20 protein-coding genes are annotated in these 23,556 nt (G+C 58.3%); all 20 read left to right on the top strand.

The features are described from left to right. The first annotated feature begins 7 nt into the window (after positions 1 to 7). The 20 genes from infB to AAC01S_RS00455 all read left to right on the top strand — a co-directional run bounded on the left by infB (position 8) and on the right by AAC01S_RS00455 (position 23,480). Positions 8 to 2,881 (top strand): translation initiation factor IF-2, encoded by a 2,874-nt coding sequence (gene infB / locus AAC01S_RS00550; RefSeq protein WP_281178097.1) that lies wholly within the window; start codon positions 8 to 10, stop codon positions 2,879 to 2,881. A gap of 68 nt (positions 2,882 to 2,949) precedes the next feature. Then, positions 2,950 to 3,321 (top strand): 30S ribosome-binding factor RbfA, encoded by a 372-nt coding sequence (gene rbfA / locus AAC01S_RS00545; RefSeq protein ID WP_067617099.1) that lies wholly within the window; start codon positions 2,950 to 2,952, stop codon positions 3,319 to 3,321. Positions 3,322 to 3,355: 34 nt separating this feature from the next. Then, positions 3,356 to 4,363 carry a DHH family phosphoesterase gene (locus AAC01S_RS00540; RefSeq protein ID WP_067617096.1) on the top strand — a complete coding sequence of 336 codons (1,008 nt, stop codon included), beginning with the start codon at positions 3,356 to 3,358 and terminating at the stop codon, positions 4,361 to 4,363. Next, positions 4,363 to 5,286, top strand: coding sequence for a tRNA pseudouridine(55) synthase TruB (truB, locus tag AAC01S_RS00535; protein ID WP_067617343.1), 924 nt, complete (start codon positions 4,363 to 4,365; stop codon positions 5,284 to 5,286). Before AAC01S_RS00540 ends, truB begins: the two co-directional genes overlap by 1 nt. Positions 5,287 to 5,288: 2 nt before the next feature. Further along, positions 5,289 to 6,314 (top strand): riboflavin biosynthesis protein RibF, encoded by a 1,026-nt coding sequence (ribF, locus tag AAC01S_RS00530; protein ID WP_067617093.1) that lies wholly within the window; start codon positions 5,289 to 5,291, stop codon positions 6,312 to 6,314. Positions 6,315 to 6,445: 131 nt separating this feature from the next. Continuing rightward, positions 6,446 to 6,715, top strand: coding sequence for a 30S ribosomal protein S15 (gene rpsO, locus AAC01S_RS00525; protein WP_067617090.1), 270 nt, complete (start codon positions 6,446 to 6,448; stop codon positions 6,713 to 6,715). A gap of 155 nt (positions 6,716 to 6,870) precedes the next feature. Next, entirely contained in the window at positions 6,871 to 8,988 is a 2,118-nt protein-coding gene (locus tag AAC01S_RS00520; RefSeq protein WP_067617085.1) for a polyribonucleotide nucleotidyltransferase, read from the top strand. 153 nt (positions 8,989 to 9,141) lie between these two features. Further along, positions 9,142 to 10,122 carry a polysaccharide deacetylase family protein gene (locus AAC01S_RS00515; protein ID WP_245629985.1) on the top strand — a complete coding sequence of 327 codons (981 nt, stop codon included), beginning with the start codon at positions 9,142 to 9,144 and terminating at the stop codon, positions 10,120 to 10,122. 62 nt (positions 10,123 to 10,184) lie between these two features. Next, positions 10,185 to 11,453, top strand: a complete 1,269-nt coding sequence (locus AAC01S_RS00510) for a M16 family metallopeptidase (RefSeq protein WP_067617082.1) — start codon at positions 10,185 to 10,187, stop codon at positions 11,451 to 11,453. Next, positions 11,450 to 11,908, top strand: a complete 459-nt coding sequence (gene dut, locus AAC01S_RS00505; protein ID WP_067617079.1) for a dUTP diphosphatase — start codon at positions 11,450 to 11,452, stop codon at positions 11,906 to 11,908. Before AAC01S_RS00510 ends, dut begins: the two co-directional genes overlap by 4 nt. A 229-nt stretch (positions 11,909 to 12,137) precedes the next feature. Further along, positions 12,138 to 13,055 carry a dipicolinate synthase subunit DpsA gene (dpsA, locus tag AAC01S_RS00500; protein ID WP_067617076.1) on the top strand — a complete coding sequence of 306 codons (918 nt, stop codon included), beginning with the start codon at positions 12,138 to 12,140 and terminating at the stop codon, positions 13,053 to 13,055. After that, the gene (locus AAC01S_RS00495) at positions 13,046 to 13,651 is read left to right on the top strand and encodes a dipicolinate synthase subunit B (protein WP_067617073.1); all 606 of its coding nucleotides are present in this window, start codon (positions 13,046 to 13,048) and stop codon (positions 13,649 to 13,651) included. The genes dpsA and AAC01S_RS00495 overlap by 10 nt, the downstream gene beginning before the upstream one ends. 80 nt (positions 13,652 to 13,731) lie before the next feature. Continuing rightward, the gene (locus tag AAC01S_RS00490) at positions 13,732 to 14,775 is read left to right on the top strand and encodes an aspartate-semialdehyde dehydrogenase (RefSeq protein WP_067617070.1); all 1,044 of its coding nucleotides are present in this window, start codon (positions 13,732 to 13,734) and stop codon (positions 14,773 to 14,775) included. Between the two features lie 15 nt (positions 14,776 to 14,790). Continuing rightward, positions 14,791 to 16,017 carry an aspartate kinase gene (gene dapG, locus AAC01S_RS00485; protein WP_067617067.1) on the top strand — a complete coding sequence of 409 codons (1,227 nt, stop codon included), beginning with the start codon at positions 14,791 to 14,793 and terminating at the stop codon, positions 16,015 to 16,017. Between the two features lie 20 nt (positions 16,018 to 16,037). Next, on the top strand, positions 16,038 to 16,916 hold the full coding sequence (gene dapA, locus AAC01S_RS00480) for a 4-hydroxy-tetrahydrodipicolinate synthase (RefSeq protein WP_067617063.1): 879 nt from the start codon (positions 16,038 to 16,040) through the stop codon (positions 16,914 to 16,916). Positions 16,917 to 17,435: 519 nt separating this feature from the next. After that, positions 17,436 to 19,094 (top strand): ribonuclease J, encoded by a 1,659-nt coding sequence (locus AAC01S_RS00475; protein WP_067617060.1) that lies wholly within the window; start codon positions 17,436 to 17,438, stop codon positions 19,092 to 19,094. A gap of 191 nt (positions 19,095 to 19,285) precedes the next feature. Further along, entirely contained in the window at positions 19,286 to 20,035 is a 750-nt protein-coding gene (locus AAC01S_RS00470; protein WP_067617336.1) for a ClpP family protease, read from the top strand. After that, positions 20,035 to 20,253: a YlzJ-like family protein gene (locus AAC01S_RS00465; RefSeq protein ID WP_067617056.1), complete on the top strand. Its 219-nt coding sequence runs from the start codon at positions 20,035 to 20,037 to the stop codon at positions 20,251 to 20,253. Before AAC01S_RS00470 ends, AAC01S_RS00465 begins: the two co-directional genes overlap by 1 nt. 68 nt (positions 20,254 to 20,321) lie before the next feature. Next, positions 20,322 to 22,787, top strand: coding sequence for an FtsK/SpoIIIE family DNA translocase (locus AAC01S_RS00460; RefSeq protein WP_067617053.1), 2,466 nt, complete (start codon positions 20,322 to 20,324; stop codon positions 22,785 to 22,787). A gap of 75 nt (positions 22,788 to 22,862) precedes the next feature. Further along, on the top strand, positions 22,863 to 23,480 hold the full coding sequence (locus tag AAC01S_RS00455) for a hypothetical protein (RefSeq protein WP_157070983.1): 618 nt from the start codon (positions 22,863 to 22,865) through the stop codon (positions 23,478 to 23,480). The last annotated feature ends 76 nt before the right edge of the window (positions 23,481 to 23,556 follow it).

Genomic DNA, 23,556 nt, shown 5'->3' with positions numbered 1-23,556 from the left:
ACTAAATATGTCCAGCAAAGAAATTCTCACGATTCTCGGGCGCTTGGATGTGCCCGTCGCGAACCATATGAGCGTCATGGACGAAGAAATGGTGAGCAAGGTGGAGAATTTCTTTACAGATATTAAGAAACGCGCGGCTGAGCGGCATGCGCAAGAGGTGGAGAAAGAGATGCGCGAACGTCAGCTGCGAAGACAAGAGGAGCGTCAAGATACGAATAAGAATACGACGGCAACGAGCACACCGGCGCAAAGTCACGGAGATCGGGAACAGAATGTCGAGCGCGTGAGCGCGGAACCACAGGCATCGGCGAACCGATCCGCAGCAAGAGAACCTTCTGCACGTGAAGAGGATCGGACCCAGGCGCCGCGGCGCGACGATGGTGTTCGAAGCGGGGATCAAACTCGCGCAGCAAGTGCACCCATTCGCAGCTACCAAGGAGACGCGCGCCGGTCGGACGAACATCGTCCGTCGAGCGCACGACCAGTGAATGGAGACGGCGCACGGGCGAACGACGGACGTCCGCGCACTGCGTCGGGCGCGCCGCGTCAAGGCCAAACTGGCGGACCAGGCAATCGGGACGCTCGATCCAGCGGCGGCTATCAGGGCAATCGCGACGGCGGCGGGTACAACAATCGCGGCGGTCAAGGCGGCCAGAGCGGCGGCTATGGCAATCGCAGCGGTCAAGGCGGCGGCTATCAAGGCAGTCGCGACGGCGGTCAACGTACAGGCCAGTCAGGTTACGGCAACCGCGGTGGTCAAAGCGGCGGTTATCAGGGTAATCGCGACGGTGGCGGGTACAACAATCGCGGCGGTCAAGGCGGCCAGGGCGGCGGCTATGGCAACCGCAGTGGTCAAGGCGGTGGTTACGGCAATCGCGGAGGTCAGGGTGGCCAAGGCGGCGGTTTCGCGAATCGCGGCGGCCAGTCCGGTGGACGTCCAGCTGGCGGCGGCAGCCGTCCCGCATCCGGGATCGCCGCAGCGGCAGCGAAACCTACGGCCCCCGGCAGTTTGCGGAAGGACAAGGAGAAAAAGGACCGGCAGGGCTTTGCGCGTCACGAGGAGTTCAACGAGACGAAGCTGCAGAGAGCAAAGCGGAGGAATGGCGGCCGCGGTCAGGCGAAGCCGTTGCCGACCGAGGTGACGGTCGAAGGTCCATTGACGGTTGGCGACTTCGCGAAACTCTTGCAGCGCGAAGCGGCTGAAGTGATCAAGAAATTGCTGTTGCTCGGCATTATGGCGACCATTAACCAGGAAATCGACACCGATACGATGGAATTGATCGGTTCGGAATTCGGTGTAACGGTGCACGTTGTGGAACCGGTCGACGAAGAGGCGCTCGACATGCTGGTTGAAGAAGACGCGCCGGAATCGCTGGTACCGCGTCCGCCTGTCGTCACCATCATGGGGCACGTCGATCACGGTAAGACCACGTTGCTCGACGCGATTCGCGAAAGCCGTGTGACCGCGTCGGAGTCTGGCGGCATCACGCAGCATATCGGCGCTTATCAGGTTGAAGTGAACGATCGGGAGATCACGTTCCTCGATACACCTGGTCACGAGGCGTTTACGACCATGCGCGCACGCGGTGCGCAAGTGACGGACATCACGATTCTGGTGGTTGCCGCGGATGACGGCGTCATGCCGCAGACGGTGGAGGCCATCAACCACGCGAAGGCTGCGAAGGTGCCGATCATCGTCGCGGTCAACAAGATCGACAAGCCGGATGCGAACCCGGATCGAGTGAAGCAAGAGTTGGCGCAGTACGAGTTGGTTCCGGAAGACTGGGGCGGGGACACTATCTTCGTGCACATCTCCGCATTGAAGCGGATCGGTCTGGAAGAACTGCTCGAGATGGTTCTGCTGGTCGCTGATGTGCAGGAGTTGAAGGCGAATCCTCAAGGGCGCCCGCGCGGTACCGTCATTGAGGCCAAGTTGGACAAAGGACGCGGTCCGGTTGCGACCGTGCTGGTGCAAAACGGCACGCTCAAAGTGGGTGACATTGTCGTCGCGGGAACGACTTACGGCCGCGTTCGAGCGATGCTCAACGATACGGGCAAACGGCTCAAGGCGGCCGGTCCGTCGACACCGGTCGAGATTCAGGGCTTGGGCGGTGTGCCGTCTGCGGGTGACCAATTCGTCGTGTACGACGATGAACGGAGCGCGCGCAACCTGGTCGAGAAACGGTCGAGTCGCGAAAAACAGGAACAGATGCAAACGACGTCCCGCGTGACGCTTGACGATTTGTACCGTCAGATTCAGGAAGGCAACGTGGCTGAGCTCAACGTGATCGTGAAAGCGGACGTTCAAGGATCCGTGGAAGCTTTGGTTCAGTCAATTGAAAAAATCGACGTGGAAGGCGTCCGCGTGCGCGTTATTCACAAGGGTGCCGGCGCGATCACGGAGTCGGACGTGTCGCTCGCTTCGGCTTCCAACGCGATTATCATTGGTTTCCATGTTCGTCCCGACGTCAACGCGAAGCGGATGGCAGAGCAGGAGAAAGTCGATATCCGCCTGTACCGCGTGATTTACAACGTGATGTCGGAACTCGAGTCGGCCATGAAGGGCATGTTGGCGCCGGAGTACAAGGAAGTTGTCCTGGGCCACGCCGAAGTCCGCGAAACGTTCAACATCTCACGCATCGGTACGGTGGCAGGCTGCTATGTCACGGATGGAAAGATGACCCGCGACGCGGAAGCTCGATTGATTCGCGATGGTATCGTGGTGTATGAGGGCAAACTGGATTCGTTGAAGCGTTTCAAAGACGATGCGCGCGAAGTCGCGACCGGATTTGAATGTGGAATCACGCTTGAAAAGTACAACGACATCAAGGTTGGCGACGTCGTCGAGGCGTTCACCATGGAAGCCGTCCAGCGGGCGTGATTCGTCACTTCACGCGCTTTGCGCGATGTCTGTCGACCGATTGACTGTCATTGAGGGAGGCGTTGTCGATGTCGCGAATCCGAGTACAAAAAGTGGCTGAGCAGATGAAGAAGGAAATGGCCGATATCATCCGAAACAATGTGAAGGATCCGCGCGTCGGTTTTGCGACGGTGACGCGCGTCGAATTGTCGGGAGACCTTCAACACGCCAAAGTGTACGTCAGCGTGTTCGGATCTCAGGATGAAAAAGACGGCACGCTGGCGGCGCTGACGAACGCGACTGGATTTATCCGGGGTGAGGTCGCTCGCCGGTTGCACATGCGCGTCGCGCCGGAATTGTTGTTCCGGCTGGACGATTCCGGGGAATACAGTGAGCGGATTGAGCAAGTCTTGAAGACGATTCGGACGGAATCGCCGGATCAAGCACATCCAAACGATTGATTTTGCATGCCTTCACGGGTAGGGAGGATCGAATATGGAAGGGTGGCAGCCCGTACCGCGGCAGCCGGACACACTGGAAGCCATCGCCGTTGCAGTGCGCGAAGCGCCGGATTGGCTCATCGTGACACACGAGCGTCCGGATGGAGACGCTCTGGGCAGTGCATTGGCGGTTGGACATATTTTGAGTGCGCTGGGAAAGACATGGACGTTTGTCGTGGCCGAGATGATTCCCGAACGATTCAGTTTCTTGCCGAAGTACGGGCAAATTTCCCAACTGGCCGACCTCCCTGGCCGTGTTTTTGATCACGTGATTGCCGTGGATTGTGCGGACGAATCCCGCTTTGCCGGGGTGTCGTCCGCCATTGCGGCGGATGCGAAAATCCTGAACATCGATCATCATCAGACCAATCCGCATTTCGGTACTGTGGCGTACGTGGACGATCGCGCCGCCGCCACGGCGGAACTGATTTTTCACGTCGCTTGCGCGCTTGATGTGCCGCTGGAGAAGGACCTTGCGACATGTCTCTATACAGGTATCCTCACCGATACGGGCGGTTTCAGCTACCCGAACACGACCCGCGAAGTTCATCAAATTGCAGCCGAGCTGCTTGCCAGCGGCGTTCAGCCGTACGACGTGGCGGAGCCTGCGCTCGAGGCCCGAACGCGCGAACAGATGAAGCTGTTGCAGGCGGCCATCCGCGACATGTTCATTTCTGACGACGGCAGGTACGCGTTTATTTCCGTGACCCAAGAGATGCTGTCGACGCTCGACGCGACCGAAGATGACGCGGTGGGGCTGGTTGCCTTCGCGCGTTCCATCGATACGGTCGAGGTCGGTGTGTTGCTGAGAGAGCGGCCGGACGGCTCGATTAAGGCGAGTCTCCGATCAAAACGTCGAATTGATGTAGCGAAAATAGCGCAACGGTTTGGCGGAGGCGGGCACGCGCGCGCTGCGGCGTGTGTTGTGGCCGGGCCTATGGCCCAGGCTCGCGCCGCCATCGAGCGCGCGGTGTTGGAAGCATTGGAGGGAACGGACGTTTGATGTCATCTGCTGCGAGCGGAATTTTGCTGATCGACAAACCAGAAGGACCTACGTCTCACGACGTGGTGGCAAGCGTTCGCAGAAAATTGGGAACTCGGAAAGTGGGGCACGCAGGCACGCTCGATCCGGATGCGAGCGGCCTCCTGATCCTGTGCGTCGGCGAAGCGACCCGTTTGCTCGAGTACCTGACAGCGAAGGACAAGCGGTATGTCGGCACAATCGCCTTTGGAATCGGCACGGATACGCATGACGCAGCCGGACGCGTGACGGTCACCGCCGACGTTTCGCACCTGACAGACGAGCTGGTCCAGGATGCGGTTCGTCAGTTTGTCGGAACGACCGCTCAGACGGTTCCCGAATATTCAGCTGTACATATCGACGGTCAGCGCGCCTATGAATTGGCCCGGGCCGGCAAGGCGGTGGACATGCCGCAGCGCCAGATTCAGATTTCGCGGTTCGACGTGGGCGCCTTGCGTCGCGAAGGCGATGTCGGGATCGCGGCGTTTGACGTGATCTGTTCCAAGGGTACGTATATTCGCGCACTCTGCCGCGATCTGGGAGCGGCCGTCGACGTGCCCGCCCATATGAAGGAATTGCGCCGGATCGCCATCGGCAGCGTGAACATCTGTGACGCTGTTGATTTGGAGACGTTTGTCCATTCAGATCAACCGCACGCCTACATTCGTGAACCACTTCGATTTTTTGAGGATTTTCCGAGAATCGAGGCGACGCTTGAAATGGTTGAACGAATCGCGAACGGCCAGTCTGTCGAAGTGCCGCCGGAGACAATCCCGTCCGATATTGGCCAGGATGGCGTGGCGATGCTCGTGTATGACAAAGCCGTCGCCGCCATCGTCGAGGTTGCGGACGAGCGGTCGTCGCGTGTGATGAGACCGAAGAAGGTCTTCTGGAAGAGGGGATAACCGTGTTGTTTCAAGAAGTGCATGGAATCCCACCGCAGAGCGACGTCGATCAAGTGTTGGTGATTGGCAAATTCGACGGCGTCCATATCGGACATCAAGCGATTCTCGATACGGCGCGAAACGTTGCACCCCCGGGAACGCGGCTGGCCGTCATGAGTTTTAATCCGCACCCGACATTCGTGTTGACGGGTGACGAGGCGTATCTCAGAACGTTGACGCCCCCGACTGAAAAGCTGAGAATTCTCGCCGAATTAGGCGTTGGCAGCTATTACTCGATCCGCTTCGACAAGGCGTTCGCGGCGATGGATCCGGAACAGTTCGTCGTCGAGTTCGGCACGCGGTTGCGCGCGCGGCAGATCGTGGTCGGCGAAGATTTTCGCTTTGGCCGGGGCGGGAGCGGCGACACGGCGCTGTTGCGGACGGTAGGGTCGCGGCTCGGCATTGGGGTCACGGTCGTGTCTCCCGTCGTCGAGAACGGATCGAAAGTCAGCAGTTCACAGATTCGCGCGCATCTCGCCGCCGGGCGGGTGGAAGCTGCGGAAGCCCTGTTGGGGCGGCCGTATACGATCACGGGAACGGTGGTACACGGAGGCGATTGCGGTCGGGCCATCGGCTTTCCAACCGCGAATTTGAGCGGGATCGACGCGTACGTCATGCCGAAGTCAGGCGTCTACGCGGTGTCGGCGGCTGTTTCCGAGCGCGACAAGGGTGAAATCGTGTCGCACGAGGAGATTTGGTTTGGGGTGCTCCTTGCGGGCGGCCGGACGACGATCAGCGGCGATCGATTCCAGCTCGCCGTTCATCTCCTAGGGTTTAGCGGCGATTTATACGGGAAACAATGTCGAGTATCGTTTCTGCGCCGCATCCGCGATGAACAAGCGTTCGCTTCTGCCGAAGAACTGCAGGCGCAGCTGGCCAGAGATTGCGACACCACGAGCGCCATGGTCGGACTGGCTGATGTCAGGCTGACCGGGGACTTGATCCGTCAAGGCTCGGCATTTGTGCGCACTTCGTTCGGCAAAGATTAGGTCTAGCTTGGAAATGGCTGCTGTGGTATGCTATGATTTGTGTGTCATGCACGATGAACTGCCTCGAGGATGCTGGCGTGACCTCCCGACCTCTTCTTCGTAGCAGGGATGACTAGATTGTAGGAGGAAATATGATGTTGGATGCAGAAGCAAAAAAACAAATTGTCGAAAAGTATCAGGTTCACGGAACGGATACAGGGTCTCCTGAAGTTCAGATTGCCATTCTGACTGAGCGAATCAACTATTTGACGGAGCACTTCCGTACGCATAAGAAGGATCACCATTCGCGTCGCGGATTGTATAAGATGATTGGACGTCGCAGAAACCTGTTGAACTACCTTCGTAAAAAGGACGTCAACCGGTATCGCGAACTGATTCAGTCTTTGGGACTTCGCAGGTAAGGGTGGAAGCGGGCTTCGGCCCGCTTCTTTTGCATGGTTCGCAGATTGTACGTCGCGTGGGCTTGTCCCTTTACATAACCCATAGGAAATTCAGTATGGAGATCAAATGAATGGCAACAGTAAATTGAGATACGTGTCAGGAGGGCATCAGAGAAATGGTTGTACGCCACGAATTCGAGGTGGGTGGACGTCCATTCGTGCTGGAAACGGGCAAGCTGGCCAAGCAAGCGACGGCAGCTGTCAACGTTCAGTACGGAGAGACAGTGGTTCTGGCGACGGTTACAGCGTCGCAGGAACCGAAGGATTTGGACTTCTTTCCACTGACGGTCAATTATGAAGAACGACTGTACGCAGTCGGTAAAATTCCGGGCGGTTTCATCAAGCGAGAAGGGCGGCCGAGCGAGAAGGCCATCTTGGCGTCGCGATTGATCGACAGACCTATCCGTCCGTTGTTCCCAGAAGGCTTTCGCAACGATGTGCAAGTGGTCGACATTGTGATGTCGGTGGATCAAGATTGTGCGCCGGAGATTGCGGCGATGATTGGCACATCCGCGTCGTTGACGATTTCGGACATTCCGTTTGACGGTCCAATCGGCGGCGTTATCGTCGGTTTAATCGACGGCGAATTTATCATCAACCCAACGGTCGAGCAGGCGGAGAAGAGCGATCTCCATCTCGTGTTGGCGGGAACGAAGGACGCCATCGTGATGGTGGAGGCAGGCGCCAACGAGGTTCCCGAAGAAACCGTTTTGGAAGCGGTTTTATTCGGCCATCGCGTGATTGGCCAGATTTGCGATGAAATTCAAGTCTTTGCGGAAAAGGTCGGCGTGACCAAGCGCGAAGTCGTGCTTCATCAAGTGGATCCCGAACTCAACGCCGCTGTGCGCGAGTATGCGACGGATCGAATCAATGTAGCCGTTCGCAACGCGGACAAGCTTGCCCGCGAAGCCGCGCTGTCCGAGGTCAACGCGGAAATCCAGGAGCACTTCGCCGAGGCGTTCCCGGAGCGGGAGGCGGAAATTGCGGAGATTTTGCACGACATCCTGAAGGAGGAAGTCCGCAGGGCTATACTCAACGATGGCATCCGTCCGGACGGCCGCGCTTTGGATCAGATTCGCCCGATCTCTTGCGAAGTCGGTTTGTTGCCAAGAACTCACGGCTCCGCGCTGTTCACGCGCGGTCAGACACAGGCTTTGTCCATTTGCACGCTTGGCGCGATGGGCGACGAGCAAATGCTCGATGGACTCGAAGTGGAAAAGTCGAACCGCTACATGCACCATTACAATTTTCCTCCGTTCAGCGTCGGTGAGGCCCGGCCGCTGCGGGCACCCAGCCGCCGCGACATCGGGCACGGGGCTTTGGGCGAACGCGCGCTCGATCCCGTCATCCCTTCCCCGGAAGAGTTTCCTTACGCAATCCGCGTGGTGTCGGAGATTCTCGAATCGAACGGCTCGACATCGCAGGCGAGCATTTGCGGAAGCACGATGGCGCTCATGGACGCGGGCGTTCCCATCAAGGCGCCTGTCGCCGGCATCGCCATGGGACTGGTGAAAGAGAACGACCAAGTGGCCATCCTGAGTGACATTCAAGGGATGGAAGACCACTTGGGAGACATGGACTTCAAGGTGGCTGGCACCGAAAAGGGCGTCACCGCGCTCCAGATGGATATCAAGATCAACGGGATCGATCGCGAGATTCTCGAACGGGCATTGAAGCAAGCGCACGATGGACGGATGTTTATTCTCAGCAAGATGATGGAGGCCATCTCCGCGCCGCGGACGGATTTGTCGAGACATGCGCCGCGCGTCATCACGATCCGCATCAATCCAGACAAGATCCGCGACGTGATTGGACCGGGCGGACGTGTCATCAACAAGATCATCGAAGAGACAGGCGTCAAAATCGACATCGAACAGGACGGCCGTGTGTTTATCCACTCGTCGAGCGTGGAGCAGGCGGACAAGGCGAAAGAGATGATTCAAAACATCGTTCGCGAGGTGGAAGTTGGCGCAACGTACGTGGGCAAAGTCACGCGCGTCGAAAAGTATGGGGCGTTCGTCGAGATTCTGCCTGGCAAGGAAGGTCTCGTCCATATTTCGCAGCTCGATGTCGGGCGGGTCGCCAAGGTTGAAGATGTCTGCAACGTGGGGGATCCCATCACGGTCAAAGTCACCGAGATCGACAATCAGGGGCGGATCAATCTCTCCCGCAAAGAAGCTTTGAAAGCGCAAGAAACCGAATCGCCTGGCGCACATCCGTCGACGCGGGAATAAGCCGCGAATTCTAGTTTCATAGGCCGTCGTGACTGGCCGAATTGGCTATCTGTCCTGCACACAAGAGGGATGGATAGCCTTGTTTGCGTTGTCGATGCGTCAAACCAGGTTTGTCGGGCATTCTATCCACAGGATCAATTTGGGGGAATGACGATGAAACGTTGGCTACTATGGATGACGGTCGGAGCCTCTCTCCTCACCGGAGGCGGTAGCGTCGTCCACGCGATGCATCACGCCGCCGCAGGTGCTCCAGGCCACCCGCACAGTGTGGCGCCTGTCAAGACGTTTGCCGAACAACTCCAAGCGTACGATCACGATATGGGCACAGAACCCGTCGACGCCCGAACCCACCGCGTGTGGCACGCGATTCCCGGGCTTGCCGGCTGGCGGTTGGACGTGCCTGCAAGCGAGCGGGCCACCAAAGCGAGCACCGACGGCCGGACGCACCTTGTCTGGAACATGGTTCCGCCGCGGGTTCGGCTCTCGATGCTGCCTGCGGATCCCATCTACCGCGGACCCAACGTCGAAAAGTCGGTGGCTTTGATGGTCAACGTCTCGTGGGGCGAGGAATATGTGCCTGCCATGTTGAAGGCGCTTCGCGACGCCAACGTGAAGGCGACCTTTTTTCTCGACGGCAAATGGGTGAAGGCCCACCCGCAGTTGGTCAAGGCGATCACCGCCGACGGCCACGCCATTGGTTCACACGGAACCGGTCACCCGGATTTCCGACAACTGTCCGCGGGCGCGTTGGCCCGGCAACTCGACGAAACCAATGAGACGATTCGCCAAGCGACGGGCAAGGCCCCGCAACTGATCGCGCCGCCTGGCGGCTCGTACGACAATCGACTCGTGAACATGGCGCACGAGCGCGGGATGTATACGATCCTCTGGACCACCGACACCGTCGACTGGCGGCGGCCGCCTGCCGACGTGATCGTGGACAGGGTCAAACACGGCCTCACGCCAGGTGCATTGGTGCTGATGCATCCAACGGCTCCGACGGTGCAGGCGTTGCCGCAGATTCTGAAGCTGATTGCCGCTTCCGGTTTTCACACGAAGACCGTGGAGGACGTCGTCGCTGAGCGGCCCGCTTTCCATCCACCAACTGTCTTGAGTCCGGTCCCCACCTTTTGATATAGTGGGTCTATTGCGATTGTTGTGCGGTCAAGCACGGATCGGCGTAAGGAGGCACATCTTTGACGTACCGGGTGCAATTAGCAAACGGACTGCGAATTGTTGGTGAAGAAATCGACAGTGTTCGTTCCGTCAGTCTCGGCATTTGGATCAAAACCGGATCGCGTTACGAAACGCTGCGCGAGAACGGCGTGAGCCATTTTCTTGAACACATGTTCTTCAAGGGTACGGATAGATTTTCGGCTCGTGACCTTGCACAGGCGTTCGACGATCTCGGTGGACAAGTCAACGCCTTTACCTCAAAGGAATACACGTGTTTCTACGCGCGCGTCCTCGACGAGCACTTTTCCATTGCGCTCGACACGCTCGCGGACATGTTGCTCCATTCGAAATTCGCGCCGGACGAAATCGAGAAGGAGAAGCGTGTCGTGATCGAAGAAATCCGGATGTACGAAGATACGCCGGACGAGTTGGTGATGGATCTGCTCGCGGAAGGGATCTATCGGAAACACCCGCTCGGTTACACGATTCTCGGGCGTGAGGAAAACCTGCTGAGTTTTTCCCGGGACGATCTGTTGTCCTACATTGATCGGCGTTACCGGCCGGAGGAGATTGTGGTCTCCATCGCGGGGCACATTGAACAGTCGCAGGCCTGCGCGGAAGTGGAACGGCTGTTTGGCGGCCTTCGCCGTCCGCCTCTGAGCGCGGCGGTGCGTGTGGAGGAGCCCCCGTTCCACGTCTCCCTGCAGACGCGGGAAAAAGACATTGAGCAGGTGCATCTATGCCTTTCCTCGCCTGGATTCCAGGCTGGCAGCCGGGAAATGTATCCGTTGATCCTGCTGAACAACATCTTGGGCGGAACGCAGTCGTCGCGGCTGTTTCAGGAGATCCGCGAAGAGCGGGGCATGGCGTATTCGGTGTATTCATTCCACACCGCGTACCAGGATGCGGGGATGTTCGGCATTTACGCAGGTACTTCGCCGGAGAACGTCGAGGACGTGATGCAGGCGATTTACCGGGTGTGCGGAGAATTGCGAGACCGCCCTCTCAAACCTGCCGAACTGGAGAAGGCGAAGCAGCAGGTCAAGGGCGCCATGATGTTGGGACTTGAGAGCACGGGGAGCCGGATGAGCCGGATCGCGAAAAATGAGCTTCTGCTCGGCCGTGAAGTGACGATCGACGAAACGCTGGCGGGCATCGAGGCTGTGACGGCTGAAGACGTTCAGCGCATCGCGGAAAGGGTTCTCGGCCAACCGTTTGCGCTGTCCGCAGTCGGCCCTGTGGCGGATCTGGATCTGGACAAGTGGGTCGGGGAGAAAGCGTTGCAATGACCGAGCCCATTCCAGTGAAGCTTGCCATCGTCTCGCCGTTGTTTCAGCCGTCCTACATGCCGGCGTACGCCACGTCGGGTGCCGCCGGATTGGATTTGCACGCGTGCATTCCTCAGCCGGTGCTGTTTGAGCCAGGTGCGCGTATTCGCATTCCCACCGGCATTGCCATCGAATTGCCGCGCCAGGACGTCGTCGCGCTCGTGTACGCGCGAAGCGGCTGGGCGGCCAAGTACGGAGTCGGTTTGACCAATGGCGTCGGCGTGATCGACAGCGATTACAGGGGCGAGATCGCGGTGCTGCTGAGCCACCACGGCGACGAGGCATTGCGCATCGAACCTGGGGATCGAATCGCCCAGATGGTGATTGCGCCCTTGTACGTCGCCAACTGGACCGTAGTCGAGAGGCTCGACGACACGGATCGGGGCGCCGGCGGCTTCGGATCGACGGGCCGTTGAAGCTCGAATTTCAATGACGAATTTCAATGACGAATTTCAATGACATACGAATCGACGTCCTCCTGGGACTGTGGCCAATGCGCAACAGTCTTCGGGAGGATTTTTTTGGTTTGGCTCCAGATTCGGCCGCACCCTCGGCTGTGGCTTGGTCTTTCGGAACGGCTCCGTATCGCATCACCCCAATGGGCGATCCGACATAAGCTATCACACACGCAGAGGGGTGAAGGTCATGCTCACTGGAAAGCACCTCGTGTTTGTTGGCGGCGATGCCCGGCAACTCGAGGTTATCGCATATGTGACGGAGAACGACGCCAGTGCGACGTTGATTGGATTCACGCAAGCGAAACGGACGTTTGCGGACACGCAGTTGGGGGAACTGGCCGAGAACGTCTTCGCGGCGGCCGACGCCTTGGTCCTGCCGGTCGCGGGCATGGAGAACGACGGCAGGGTCGACACCCAGTTCGACGCCGATCCGATTATGCTGACCGAGGCGCACTTTCAAGCGATGCGCCCTGGCACCTTCGTCTTTACGGGAATCGCTCGCAGGGTGCTCACCGAATGGTGTGAGAGGTACTCCTTGAATCTCGTGAAGCTGATGGAATTGGACGAAGTGGCGATATTGAACTCCATTCCTACGGCCGAAGGCGCCATTGCCATCGCGATGCAAGAGACTGAGATCACGCTGCATGGAGCGAATGTGGTCGTTGTCGGGTTCGGACGATGCGGTCAAACGCTCGCCCACAAGCTTCGGGCGATGGGCGCCAACGTGCGCGTCTGTGCGCGATATCAACCCGAACTGGCGCGCATTCGCGAGCAGTCGATGGCCCCTTTTGCGATGAAGGATATCGATCACGCCATGCACGACGCGGACATCGTCTTCAACACGGTGCCAGCGCCTGTACTGTCGGCCGCGGTTCTGCGCAGTATGCCGCGCGACGCGGTGATCATCGACATCGCTTCGAAGCCTGGCGGCACCGACTTTCGGTACGCGGAGCGCCGCGGCATGAAGGCGATTCTGACGCCGAGTTTGCCTGGGCTGGTCGCCCCGAAGACGGCAGGCCGCATTATCGCGGTGTCGCTCACACGGATTCTGGCGAACGCAGACGAAGAAGAGGCGCAACACGAGGAGGAAGATTTATGGACCTGAAGGGAAAGACCATCGGTTTTGGTGTGACCGGCAGCCATTGCACGTACGAAGAGATTTTTCCGGAAGTGAAACGGCTGGTAGACCTTGGGGCAACGGTCGTTCCAGTTTTCTCCCACCATGTCATGGCAACTGATACACGTTTCGGGGAAGCAGGGGAATGGGCTCGTAAAATCGAAGAGGTGGCAGGGCAGCAAGCCATCACGTCGATCCCGGAAGCGGAGCCGCTTGGGCCTTCAAAGCGTTTGGATGTCATGTTGATTGCGCCTTGTACGGCGAGTTCCATGAGCAGGCTCGCACAAGCAAACACCGATTCGCCTGTGCTGATGGCGGCGAAGTCGACGCTTCGCAACGGCCGCCCGGTGGTCCTTGGCATTTCGACGAATGACGGACTGGGACTGAGCATGTATAATATCGCACGACTCATGAATACCAAAAACATTTACTTCGTTCCGTTCGGTCAGGACGCGCCGCATGATAAAATAAACTCACTCGTGTCCTTGATGAGTCTCATTCCCGACACGCTGTCAGCGGCCTTGGAAGGTCGACAGCTGCAACCGGTTCTCATCGAACGCTGGCGGGTATCGCGTCCATCCTGAGCGATTCCCGGCTACAGTGACCGAATGATTCTAGTTTCGACGTCCGTGTTCGGACTGTTTACAAGAAGAGGGGATCGCACATGCAAAAGAGAGATCGCTATTGTTTTGCGGTCCTCGGCGCCACTGGTGCCGTGGGCCGAAAGATGTTGAGCACCTTGGAGCGCCGCAATGTGCCGGTGGAGTCTGTGAAATTGCTGGCTTCGCCGAGATCGGCAGGCGAGAAGGTCGTCTTCCGCGGACAAGATTTGGTGGTTGAAGCGGTCACGCCGGATTCGTTCGAGGGTGTCGACATCGCTCTCTTCAGCGCTGGCGCGACGGCCAGCCAGATCTACGCGCCGGAGGCGGTCAAGCGCGGCGCTGTCGTGATTGACAATAGTTCCGCGTTCCGGATGGCCGATGATGTTCCGCTCGTCGTCCCGGAAGTCAATGCCCACGCCCTCGAAGGCCATCACGGGATCATCGCCAACCCCAACTGTTCGACCATCCAGTTGATGGTCGTGTTGAACAGCTTGCGATCGTTCGGCCTGGAGCATGTCACCGTTTCGACCTATCAAGCGGTCAGCGGCATGGGGCAAAAGGCTGTTGACGCCTTGGCCAGCGAGATCGGGGCGTGGCAAGCTGGAGAAGCGAACGCGACAACGATCTTCCCGGTCGTCAACCAGGAGCAGCACTACCCAATGGCGTTCAACGTGCTGCCGCAGTGCGATGTCTTTCTGGACAATGGTTATACAAAAGAAGAAATGAAGCTTGTGAACGAGTCTCGCAAGATTCTTGAACTGCCTGATCTCCTCGTGTCGCCGACCGCGGTTCGGGTACCTGTCCTGTACGGACACGCTGAATCGGTGTCCGTCCGCTTCCGGCAACCCGTGACACCCGAGGTCGCCCGCGAAATGATGAGAAAGTCGGAAAATCTCATCGTGGTCGACGATCCGGAACGGTTCGAATACCCACATCCACGCATGGTCGAGGGTACGGGAGAGACGTATGTCGGTCGGATTCGGCAGGATCTGGCGGATCCGAATACGCTTCTCCTGTTTGTCGTAGCCGATAATCTGCTCAAAGGCGCGGCATGGAACGCAGTGCAAATCGCTGAAGCGCTGATTGAGCGCGCGCAACACGTGTAAGGGAGACGACTTGCTTTGAAAATTGTCGTTCAGAAGTTTGGAGGGACGTCGGTTGCCACGCCGGAATCGCGGGCTGCGGCGTATCGTCACATCGAGCGGGCGAAGGCGGACGGCTACGCTGTCGTGGTCGTCGTTTCCGCGATGGGCAGGCGAGGCGATCCGTACGCGACCGACACCCTGTTGTCCCTGTTGGACGGAGAATCGGACGGCTCGTCGCGCGGACCCGACCTCCGCGACAAGGATCTGCTGATGGCTTGCGGCGAGACGATCTCTGCGGTCGTGTTCGCCCATGAACTCCGCAAGCGGGGGCATCAGGTCCGCGTACTGACCGGCGGCCAGGCAGGCATCATCACGAACTCGGATCATGGCAACGCGCGGATTCTCGACATTCGCACCGACACCTTGCTGTCCATCCTCTCAAGTGGAGAGATTGCGGTGGTAATGGGGTTCCAGGGTGTGGACGATCGCGGCGAGATCACCACGCTTGGCCGCGGCGGCAGCGATACCACCGCGACTGCGCTCGGTGTCGCGTTGCAGGCCGAGGTCGTCGACATCTTTACCGACGTGTCGGGCATTATGACGGCCGATCCGCGTTTGGTCGAAGACGCTCGCCAACTGACGCAAGTGACATACACGGAGATCTGCAACCTTGCCTATCAAGGTGCGAAAGTGATTCACCCGCGGGCTGTCGAGATCGCGATGCAGAAGAACATTCCAATTCGCGTGCGCAGCACGACTTCAGAGGATCCCGGAACGCTTGTCACGCAGTCGCAGCACCTGCTCGAGCACGCGGCTGTTCTCGATAAATTGGTGACTGGTATCGCACATACCGCCAACGTGTCGCAAATTCGGCTTCGCGGTGAAGGTATTGGCACAAGTTCGGTCTTTCAGTTGATGGCGGAACATCATATCTCCATCGATTTTATTTCCGTCACGCCGACGCAAGTCGCTTTCACGGTTCCAGATCACTTGGCGGGATTGGCGGTCCGTCATTTGGAAGCGCTCGGTTATCAAGTGGACGTTCGCAGCGGCTGTGCGAAAGTATCTGCCGTCGGCGCCGGCATGATGGGCGTCCCTGGCATCATGGCGCGGATTGTCGAAGCACTTGCGGCGAAGGGAATCGAAATTTTGCAATCTGCGGATTCGCACACAACCATTTGGGTACTTGTCGATGGTTCGCAGCTCGTTGAGGCTGTACGCGCCTTGCACCAGGTATTCCAACTGGCTGAAAAGGATGCGTAACGGCATTGGGGGAGAAGCATATGGATTTCGGTAGTCTCATCACGGCAATGGTCACACCGTTTGACGCGGCGGGGGAAGTCGACGAAAGCAAATTGCGGCCATTGGTCGATCACCTCATCAACACGGGCACTACGGCGATTGTCGCCGTCGGCACGACGGGGGAATCGCCGACGCTGACACACGACGAAAAGCTCCGCGTATTTGATGCGACGCTGAAGGCCGTCGATGGGAGAATTCCTGTTCTTGCAGGCACGGGCAGCAACGCGACGCGCGAGTCCGTCCAGTTGACGATAGAGGCCGCTCGCCTTGGCGTGCAGGGCATCCTGTTGGTCGCTCCGTACTATAACCGCCCATCCCAGGACGGACTTTACGCGCATTTCACGACGGTGGCGGAATCCACCACGCTTCCAATCATGATTTACAACGTGCCAGCGCGAACCGGGGTCAATATTCAGGCTGAGACGGTCCTGGAGTTGTCGAATGTGCCCAACATCGTGGCACTGAAAGAAGCCCACAGCGACTTTTCGCAAATTCTCCACATCGCGGCCGAGAAGCCGGACGACTTCTTGCTGTATTGCGGAGACGACAAACTGACCTTGCCGATGTTGAGCGTTGGCGCCGCGGGCGTCGTCAGTGTCGCCAGTCACGTGGTCGGTCGCCAGATGCGAACCATGATGGACTTGTTCTGGCAGGGACAGACCGACGAGGCGGCGTACTGGAGCGGAAGGCTGCTCCCGATTTTTGAAGCGATGTTCGCGACGGCGAGTCCCGCGCCGCTGAAGGAGGCCCTGTCGATTATTGGTCTTGATGTCGGCAGCGTCCGGGCTCCGTTGGTGCCAGCCTCCAGCGCACTGCGCGAGCACCTCGTCACTCTGCTGAATCGGCTTGGCGAAGTGTGATTGGGGCGATTGGGGCGAGACCGAACGGATTCTCGCCGCGGCGTTGAACTTCAAAGCGAAAAATCGTGTGATTTTTCTAGGCGGATGGGGGAACTTACCCATACCGCCTTTTTTTCATCCAGTGGCGTCTGTCCGGACAGCTTGTTGAGATGCGATTTAGCAGGTATAATGGTATCCGATAGTGACTTGTGCGGCCTTTTGAACATTGTGATCTAAAGCGCGTGACCGGGAGCATCCTTTTGTTCGGGATCATGAACTTGACATGGACACAAGATTGAGCGCGTAGGACTCTCTGCGAGTTCGGCGAACGGGATAGACCGAACAGACGTGGGTTCGCGGATGAAATACGCTCAATATGGCATCGACGTACGGAAATGAGCGCTTTCGTAAAGATCTGGGATTCTGTGGAATGATCGGGAAAGCGAAAACCATACGGACGAGCTGTGTGGCTTGCACGGCCTGTTTATGCATGGGCAGAATATCTTACTTACTTTGTTATTTCTTTACGGAGGTGCCGAATTGGCGAAGGGAAAAGCGAGACTTTCCATCGTTCCGCTCGGGGGCGTTGGAGAGATCGGGAAAAATATGACTTTGTATTGGTATGGCAACGACATGATTCTGGTCGATGCCGGACTCAAATTTCCGGATGAGGATATGCTTGGCATCGACATCGTGATTCCGGATATCACGTTTTTGTCAGAAAATCGCGACAAACTGCGAGCTATTTTTCTGACGCACGGTCACGAAGATCACATTGGCGGACTGCCGTACGTGTTGCGTGAAATGAATATACCGGTGTACTCGACCCGCCTGACGTTGGGACTTGTTGAAAACAAACTGAAGGAACATGGTCTGTCGGACAGCGTGAAAATGAACGTGATTCACGGCGATTCCCGAGTTCAAATCGGTGAATTTACCATCACGCCGTTTTACGTGAACCACAGTATTCCAGATACAGTTGGATTCGCGATTGAAACCCCGGAAGGGATCGTCATCCACACGGGCGACTTCAAGTTTGATCAAACCCCTGTCGATGGTCGTCACGCCGACGTCCACAAGCTGGCGCAATGGGGAGCGCAGGGCGTGTTGGCTCTGGTTGGCGACAGCACGAACTCGGAACGGCCTGGTTATACACCGTCCGAATTGACCGTCGGCGAGAAGATCGACGAGATCATCGCGAACGCCCCTGGCCGCGTCATTATGTCGACGTTCGCGTCGAATATCCACCGTCTGCAATTGATGATCCGGTCCGCCGAGAGACACGGACGGCGGGTCGCCGTCGTCGGGCGGAGCATGGTCAACAATATCCAAACGTCGCTGCAGCTCGGCTATTTGGAAGCTCTCCCCGAAACGTTTGTCGATGCGGACGACGTCAACAAGGTAGACCCAGAAAAGCTCGTGATCCTGTCCACCGGCAGCCAGGGCGAGCCGATGTCCGCACTCACGCGGATGGCCCGGGCGGCGCACCGGAAAATCGAGATCGTCCCAGGCGATACCGTCGTCTTGGCCAGCTCGCCGATTCCAGGCAATGAGAAGTACGTGGCTCGGACGATTGATCAATTGTTCCGTGCCGGCGCGCACGTGATTTATCGCGGTGTTCACGCGTCTGGACACGGCAGCCAGGAAGAGCTCAAGTGGATGCTGCAACTGGTGCGGCCGAAGTATTTCCTGCCTGTTCACGGTGAATTCCGCATGCAGCGGACGCACGCCAACTTGGCTATCGATCTCGGCGTCGACCCAGACAACATCTTCATCATGGAACTCGGCGACGTGGTCGAATTCGAAAACGGCCGCGGCCGCCTCGGCGGAAAGGTGCCGGCGGGAACTGTGATGATCGATGGGCTTGGCGTCGGAGACGTGGGCAATATCGTGCTCCGGGATCGCAAACTGTTGTCGCAGGACGGCATCCTCGTCGTGGTTGTGACGCTGTCGAAGGCGACAGGGCACGTCCTGTCCGGCCCAGACATCATTTCGCGCGGTTTTGTGTACGTCCGCGAGTCGGAAGCGCTGCTCGAGGAAGCGAACAAACTGGTCGAAAACACACTCGCGAAGCTTGTGTCCGACAACGTCAGCGAATGGTCGTCGTTGAAAACGGCTGTGCGCGACGCTTTGGGCCGCTTCCTGTATGAACAAACGAGACGCCGACCGATGATTCTGCCAATCATCATGGAGGCGTAACGGCAGAAGCATGGCAAGGGCCGCAAGCAGCGGCTGGAAGCGCGATCCCAACGGGATCGCAAAGATCAGAATCGACTGCCATCGACGGGCCTGCGGAGGTATTTCCGACAGGCCCGTCGTTCATACTACCCCGGTAGAGAGGGGTAGGACGACAGATGACACCAATCGATGAATCGAAATATGCAATGGTCATGAGAGCCGGCCGCGTTGGGAAGTTCGCGGCGGTGCGGGACGAGGCGCAACCCGAGGAACCGGACACGCCTGTCACTACCAATATCGAAGCGCTGGGAACGCCGGATCCTGCCTCCGCGCCGGACAGTCCAATCTTTTGTCTCTCCATCATTGGACAAGTCGAAGGGCATATGGTGCTTCCACCTCAAAACAAGACCACCAAGTATGAGCACATCATTCCGCAGTTGGTCGCGGTCGAAGAGAGCGAGAAAATCCGGGGCTTGTTGCTGATTCTCAACACAGTCGGTGGAGATGTCGAAGCCGGACTCGCAATCGCGGAGCTTGTCGCCTCGCTCAGCAAACCGTCGGTTTCGATTGTTCTGGGCGGCGGCCATTCCATTGGCGTACCCATCGCCGTCAGTTCCGATTACACGTTCATCGCCGAGTCGGCCAGCATGACGATTCACCCCGTACGTCTCAACGGGCTCGTCATTGGCGTTCAACAGTCGTTCGAATACCTGGAGAAAATGCAGGAGCGGGTGACGCGGTTTGTCGTCGAACACTCGTCCATCACTGAGGAAAAGTTTCGATCGCTCATGCTCAACACCGGTGAATTGGCAAGGGATATCGGGACCACCGTGATCGGGCGGGACGCGGTCAAGTACGGGCTGTGCGACGAGGTCGGCGGGCTGGGGCAGGCGATGCAGAAACTGCGTGAGTTGATTCGCCTGCGCGACGAATCGACGGCGAAGGCGAGTGTGGTGCAGTGATGCACTGGACAACGCTTTCGGATGTCGAGATCTTCACGTGGCCGAATGAGCAGAATGCCGTGGCCGCTGGCGTGCGGCAAGAAGTCGTGATGGGCCACGCGCGATTGATCGTCCTGCGCCAGGCGGACGGAACGGCGACGGTCGAACGGCTGATCAGCCCATACCCCGGGGACTACTTGAATCCCGCTTGGCAACCGGGGCAGCCGTATCGCGTCTAACCCTTGGCAGGAAAAGCTCGTCGGCGCCACGAAATCATCAGTCAGTAGGAAGGACTGGTGGGTAGTTCGTGGCGCGAAAACAGCAGCAGAAGAACATCTTGAAGTACGAAGTCACCGGGCTGGCCATGCTGACCGGGTGCGCGCTGGCTCTCGGTCGGCTCGGTGCCGTGGGCCAATTCTTGGCGAGCGTCAGCATCTATTTGGCTGGCAGTTGGTATTTTCTCATTCCCATCCTTGTCGGCTATGCGGCGGTGTACATGATGGTTCGCCGATCGCGATTCATCTGGGACAGCCGCCATCTTGGCCTGTTCATTCTCCTCCTCTGCGTACTCTCGATTATTGAGATGAATTTTTATTCGACACTCGCCGATCTCGGCCAGCAGAACCACTATTTCAGTCGTGAATGGAACGCGCTTCAGCAGCTGCGCATGTACATATTTCATCCGACGTCGAGTCAGCCGCCTTCCGCCGGCGGCGGCCTGATTGGGTTCGCCGTCTTCGATTTGCTGCGGATTCTCTTCAACTCCCCGCAAACGCACGAGATCGGGCCACGTTTGGTGATTGTGGCGGGCGGTCTGATTGGGATTGCGCTGGTCCTTCAAGTGTCGCTTGTGGCGATGGTGGGAAGGGGCACGCGCTTTACAGAAAAGCTGATGGACGGTCTCTGGCAGACGGTGAAGCGGCAGACAGGCGTCCTGTTCAGGGCGGACGACGAGAAAGCGGCGCCAGAACCCGTTGTGGCGGCACCCCGCCGGCGGCGGCCCACGCTCATCGTCGATGGAGAAGTCTTCGAAAGCGGTGCCAGCCAGGCTCCGCCGGACGAACCGGAGGTTGGTGCGGCGCCTGCGCCCGTTCCCATTATTCACGATTTTACGGCCCGAGCGAGGCAGCCGGGACTGGCCGACGATGCGCCTGAATCGGATTTGGCCAACGAACCATTGGCCGGTGACGACAGGATTGTTGAAGCGGGCGATAAAGGTCTTGTCGTCAAATTCCCGGATGTGGCCCAGGAGCGGCGCCCAATCACGACGCCGAAGCGGGAGCACGCGGTGGATCAGGATTACGAAGTTGGACCGATGGTTCACGACGACAACTACCAACTGCCTCCTCTGTCTCTCTTCTCGTTGCCGACGAACCAGGTCAGCGGATTTTCTTCCACCAGCGCTCAGGAAAACGCGGCGAAACTGCAAGCCACATTGCAGTCGTTCGGCGTTCAAGCGACAGTGGTCGAGATCAGCCGCGGTCCAACGGTGACCCGTTACGAATTGCAGCCTGCTGCAGGCGTCAAAGTGTCTCGAATCGTCGGTTTGACCGACGATATCGCGCTGGCGTTGGCGGCGCGCGATATTCGGATGGAGGCGCCCGTTCCCGGCAAGTCGGTGATTGGCATCGAGGTGCCAAACGACGAAGTCGCAGTGGTATCGCTGCGGGAAGTGCTGCAGTCTCCAGAGTTTCAGCAGACTTCGGCCAAGCTTGCGCTGGCTCTTGGCCGCGACATCTCCGGTGCGCCAATCGTCGGCGACTTGCAGAGAATGCCGCACTTGTTGGTCGCTGGAGCAACCGGCTCGGGCAAGAGCGTCTGTATCAACGGCATCATCGCGTCGCTCTTGATGCGATTTAAGCCGCATGAAGCGAAATTGTTGATGATTGACCCGAAAATGGTCGAGTTGAGCGGCTATAACGGCATTCCGCACCTTCTCGCGCCAGTCGTCACCGATCCGCGCAAAGCCGCGTTCGCGTTGAAGAAGATCGTCCAGGAGATGGAGAATCGATACCAGTTGATGGCCGAACGCGGGGCCCGCGACATTGAACGGTACAATCAACTTCTCCGCGAGGAGGGCCTGGAGCCGCTGCCGTTTATTGTCGTGATCGTCGACGAATTGGCGGATTTGATGATGGTGGCGCCAGGCGACGTCGAGGATGCCATCTGCCGCATTGCGCAGATGGCGCGTGCCGCCGGTATTCATTTGATCGTCGCCACACAGCGTCCGTCGGTCGACGTCATCACAGGCCTCATTAAGGCGAATATCCCGAGCCGGATCGCCTTCGCGGTATCGTCGATGGCAGACTCGCGGACGATTCTCGACAGCGGCGGCGCCGAGAAGCTGCTTGGCCGCGGCGACATGCTGTTTTTGCCTGTGGGCGCGGCAAAGGCGACTCGCGTGCAAGGCGCATACGTGTCGGAAGAGGAAATCGAACGTCTTGTCAATTACGTGAAAGAGCAACAGCAGGCGGTATACACGGTCGACTTGCATTCTGGCGCGGAAGATGAGGCCAACGAAGGGGACGCGGGCCCTGAACTCGACAGCCTGTTTATGGACGCGGTCGATCTCGTCGTCGAGATGGGGCAGGCGTCGGTCTCGATGCTACAGCGGCGCTTTCGCATCGGCTATTCGCGAGCAGCTCGCATCGTCGATCAAATGGAGTTGAGCGGCATCGTGGGTCCGTTCGAAGGCAGCAAACCGCGGGAAGTTTTGATTTCCAAGGAACAGTGGCTGCAAGCGAAGTCGTCGTTTACCCGTCCTGCCGAATAAATCTCGTCGCATACCGACGCCGTCTCGTCCATATATGTAGATTATGAGGATTGAGATCGGACAAGGGGTGGCGAGATGAGAACTCCGTCGAGAAGACGTCGGACGTTGACCGGATTGATCGCGATTGCGGCCTTGCTCGCTGTAGGCTATGGCCTGGTTGAGGAACAGCTCTTTCCGTCGGCGGATCGCGGCACAGGTGGACAGAGTCAAACCGTGTTGGCGTCGAACACCGTCGTCTCGAACGAAGCCGCGGATCCGGCGCCATCCGATGCGAGCCTCGCGAAACTGACGAAGGCTCTTGCGAACGTTTCTGGACTTTACGATATGGCTGTTCTGCCGGATGGGCTCGGCGACGGTTCGTTCGTGGTGTCCGCGATGGTCGATGTCAGCGAGGCGAACGGAAGCGTGCCATCCGCAAGCAGCGCGGATGAGACGATGAATCGCATGGTGGATCGATATTTTCAGGATGTGTACAGCGTCGACATGCCGATCAGCGAGGCCGAAGTGACATTTACGGAGGATGGCACGATGGTCGGCTCGGCGGGGCTGGGAAAGGCGGCGTACAAATCGCTCGCGTCGTCGGCCATGAACGGCGATTTGGCGTCCGCACTGCTTTCTTCGCCCATGAATACAAATAACTCCGCACAGGAAGAGTGGCTCGAATTCAAGCCGGAAACCGACGTGACACAGTAAACGCGATTCGTCAAAGAAAAAGGGCTGTTCCCTGGCACTGTAGGTGCTTCAGGGACAGCCCTTGCTATATGCTTGC

The organism is Alicyclobacillus acidiphilus NBRC 100859 (assembly GCF_001544355.1).
Classification (GTDB): Bacteria; Bacillota; Bacilli; order Alicyclobacillales; family Alicyclobacillaceae; genus Alicyclobacillus; species Alicyclobacillus acidiphilus.
This window is presented reverse-complemented; position numbering and strand designations above follow the sequence as displayed.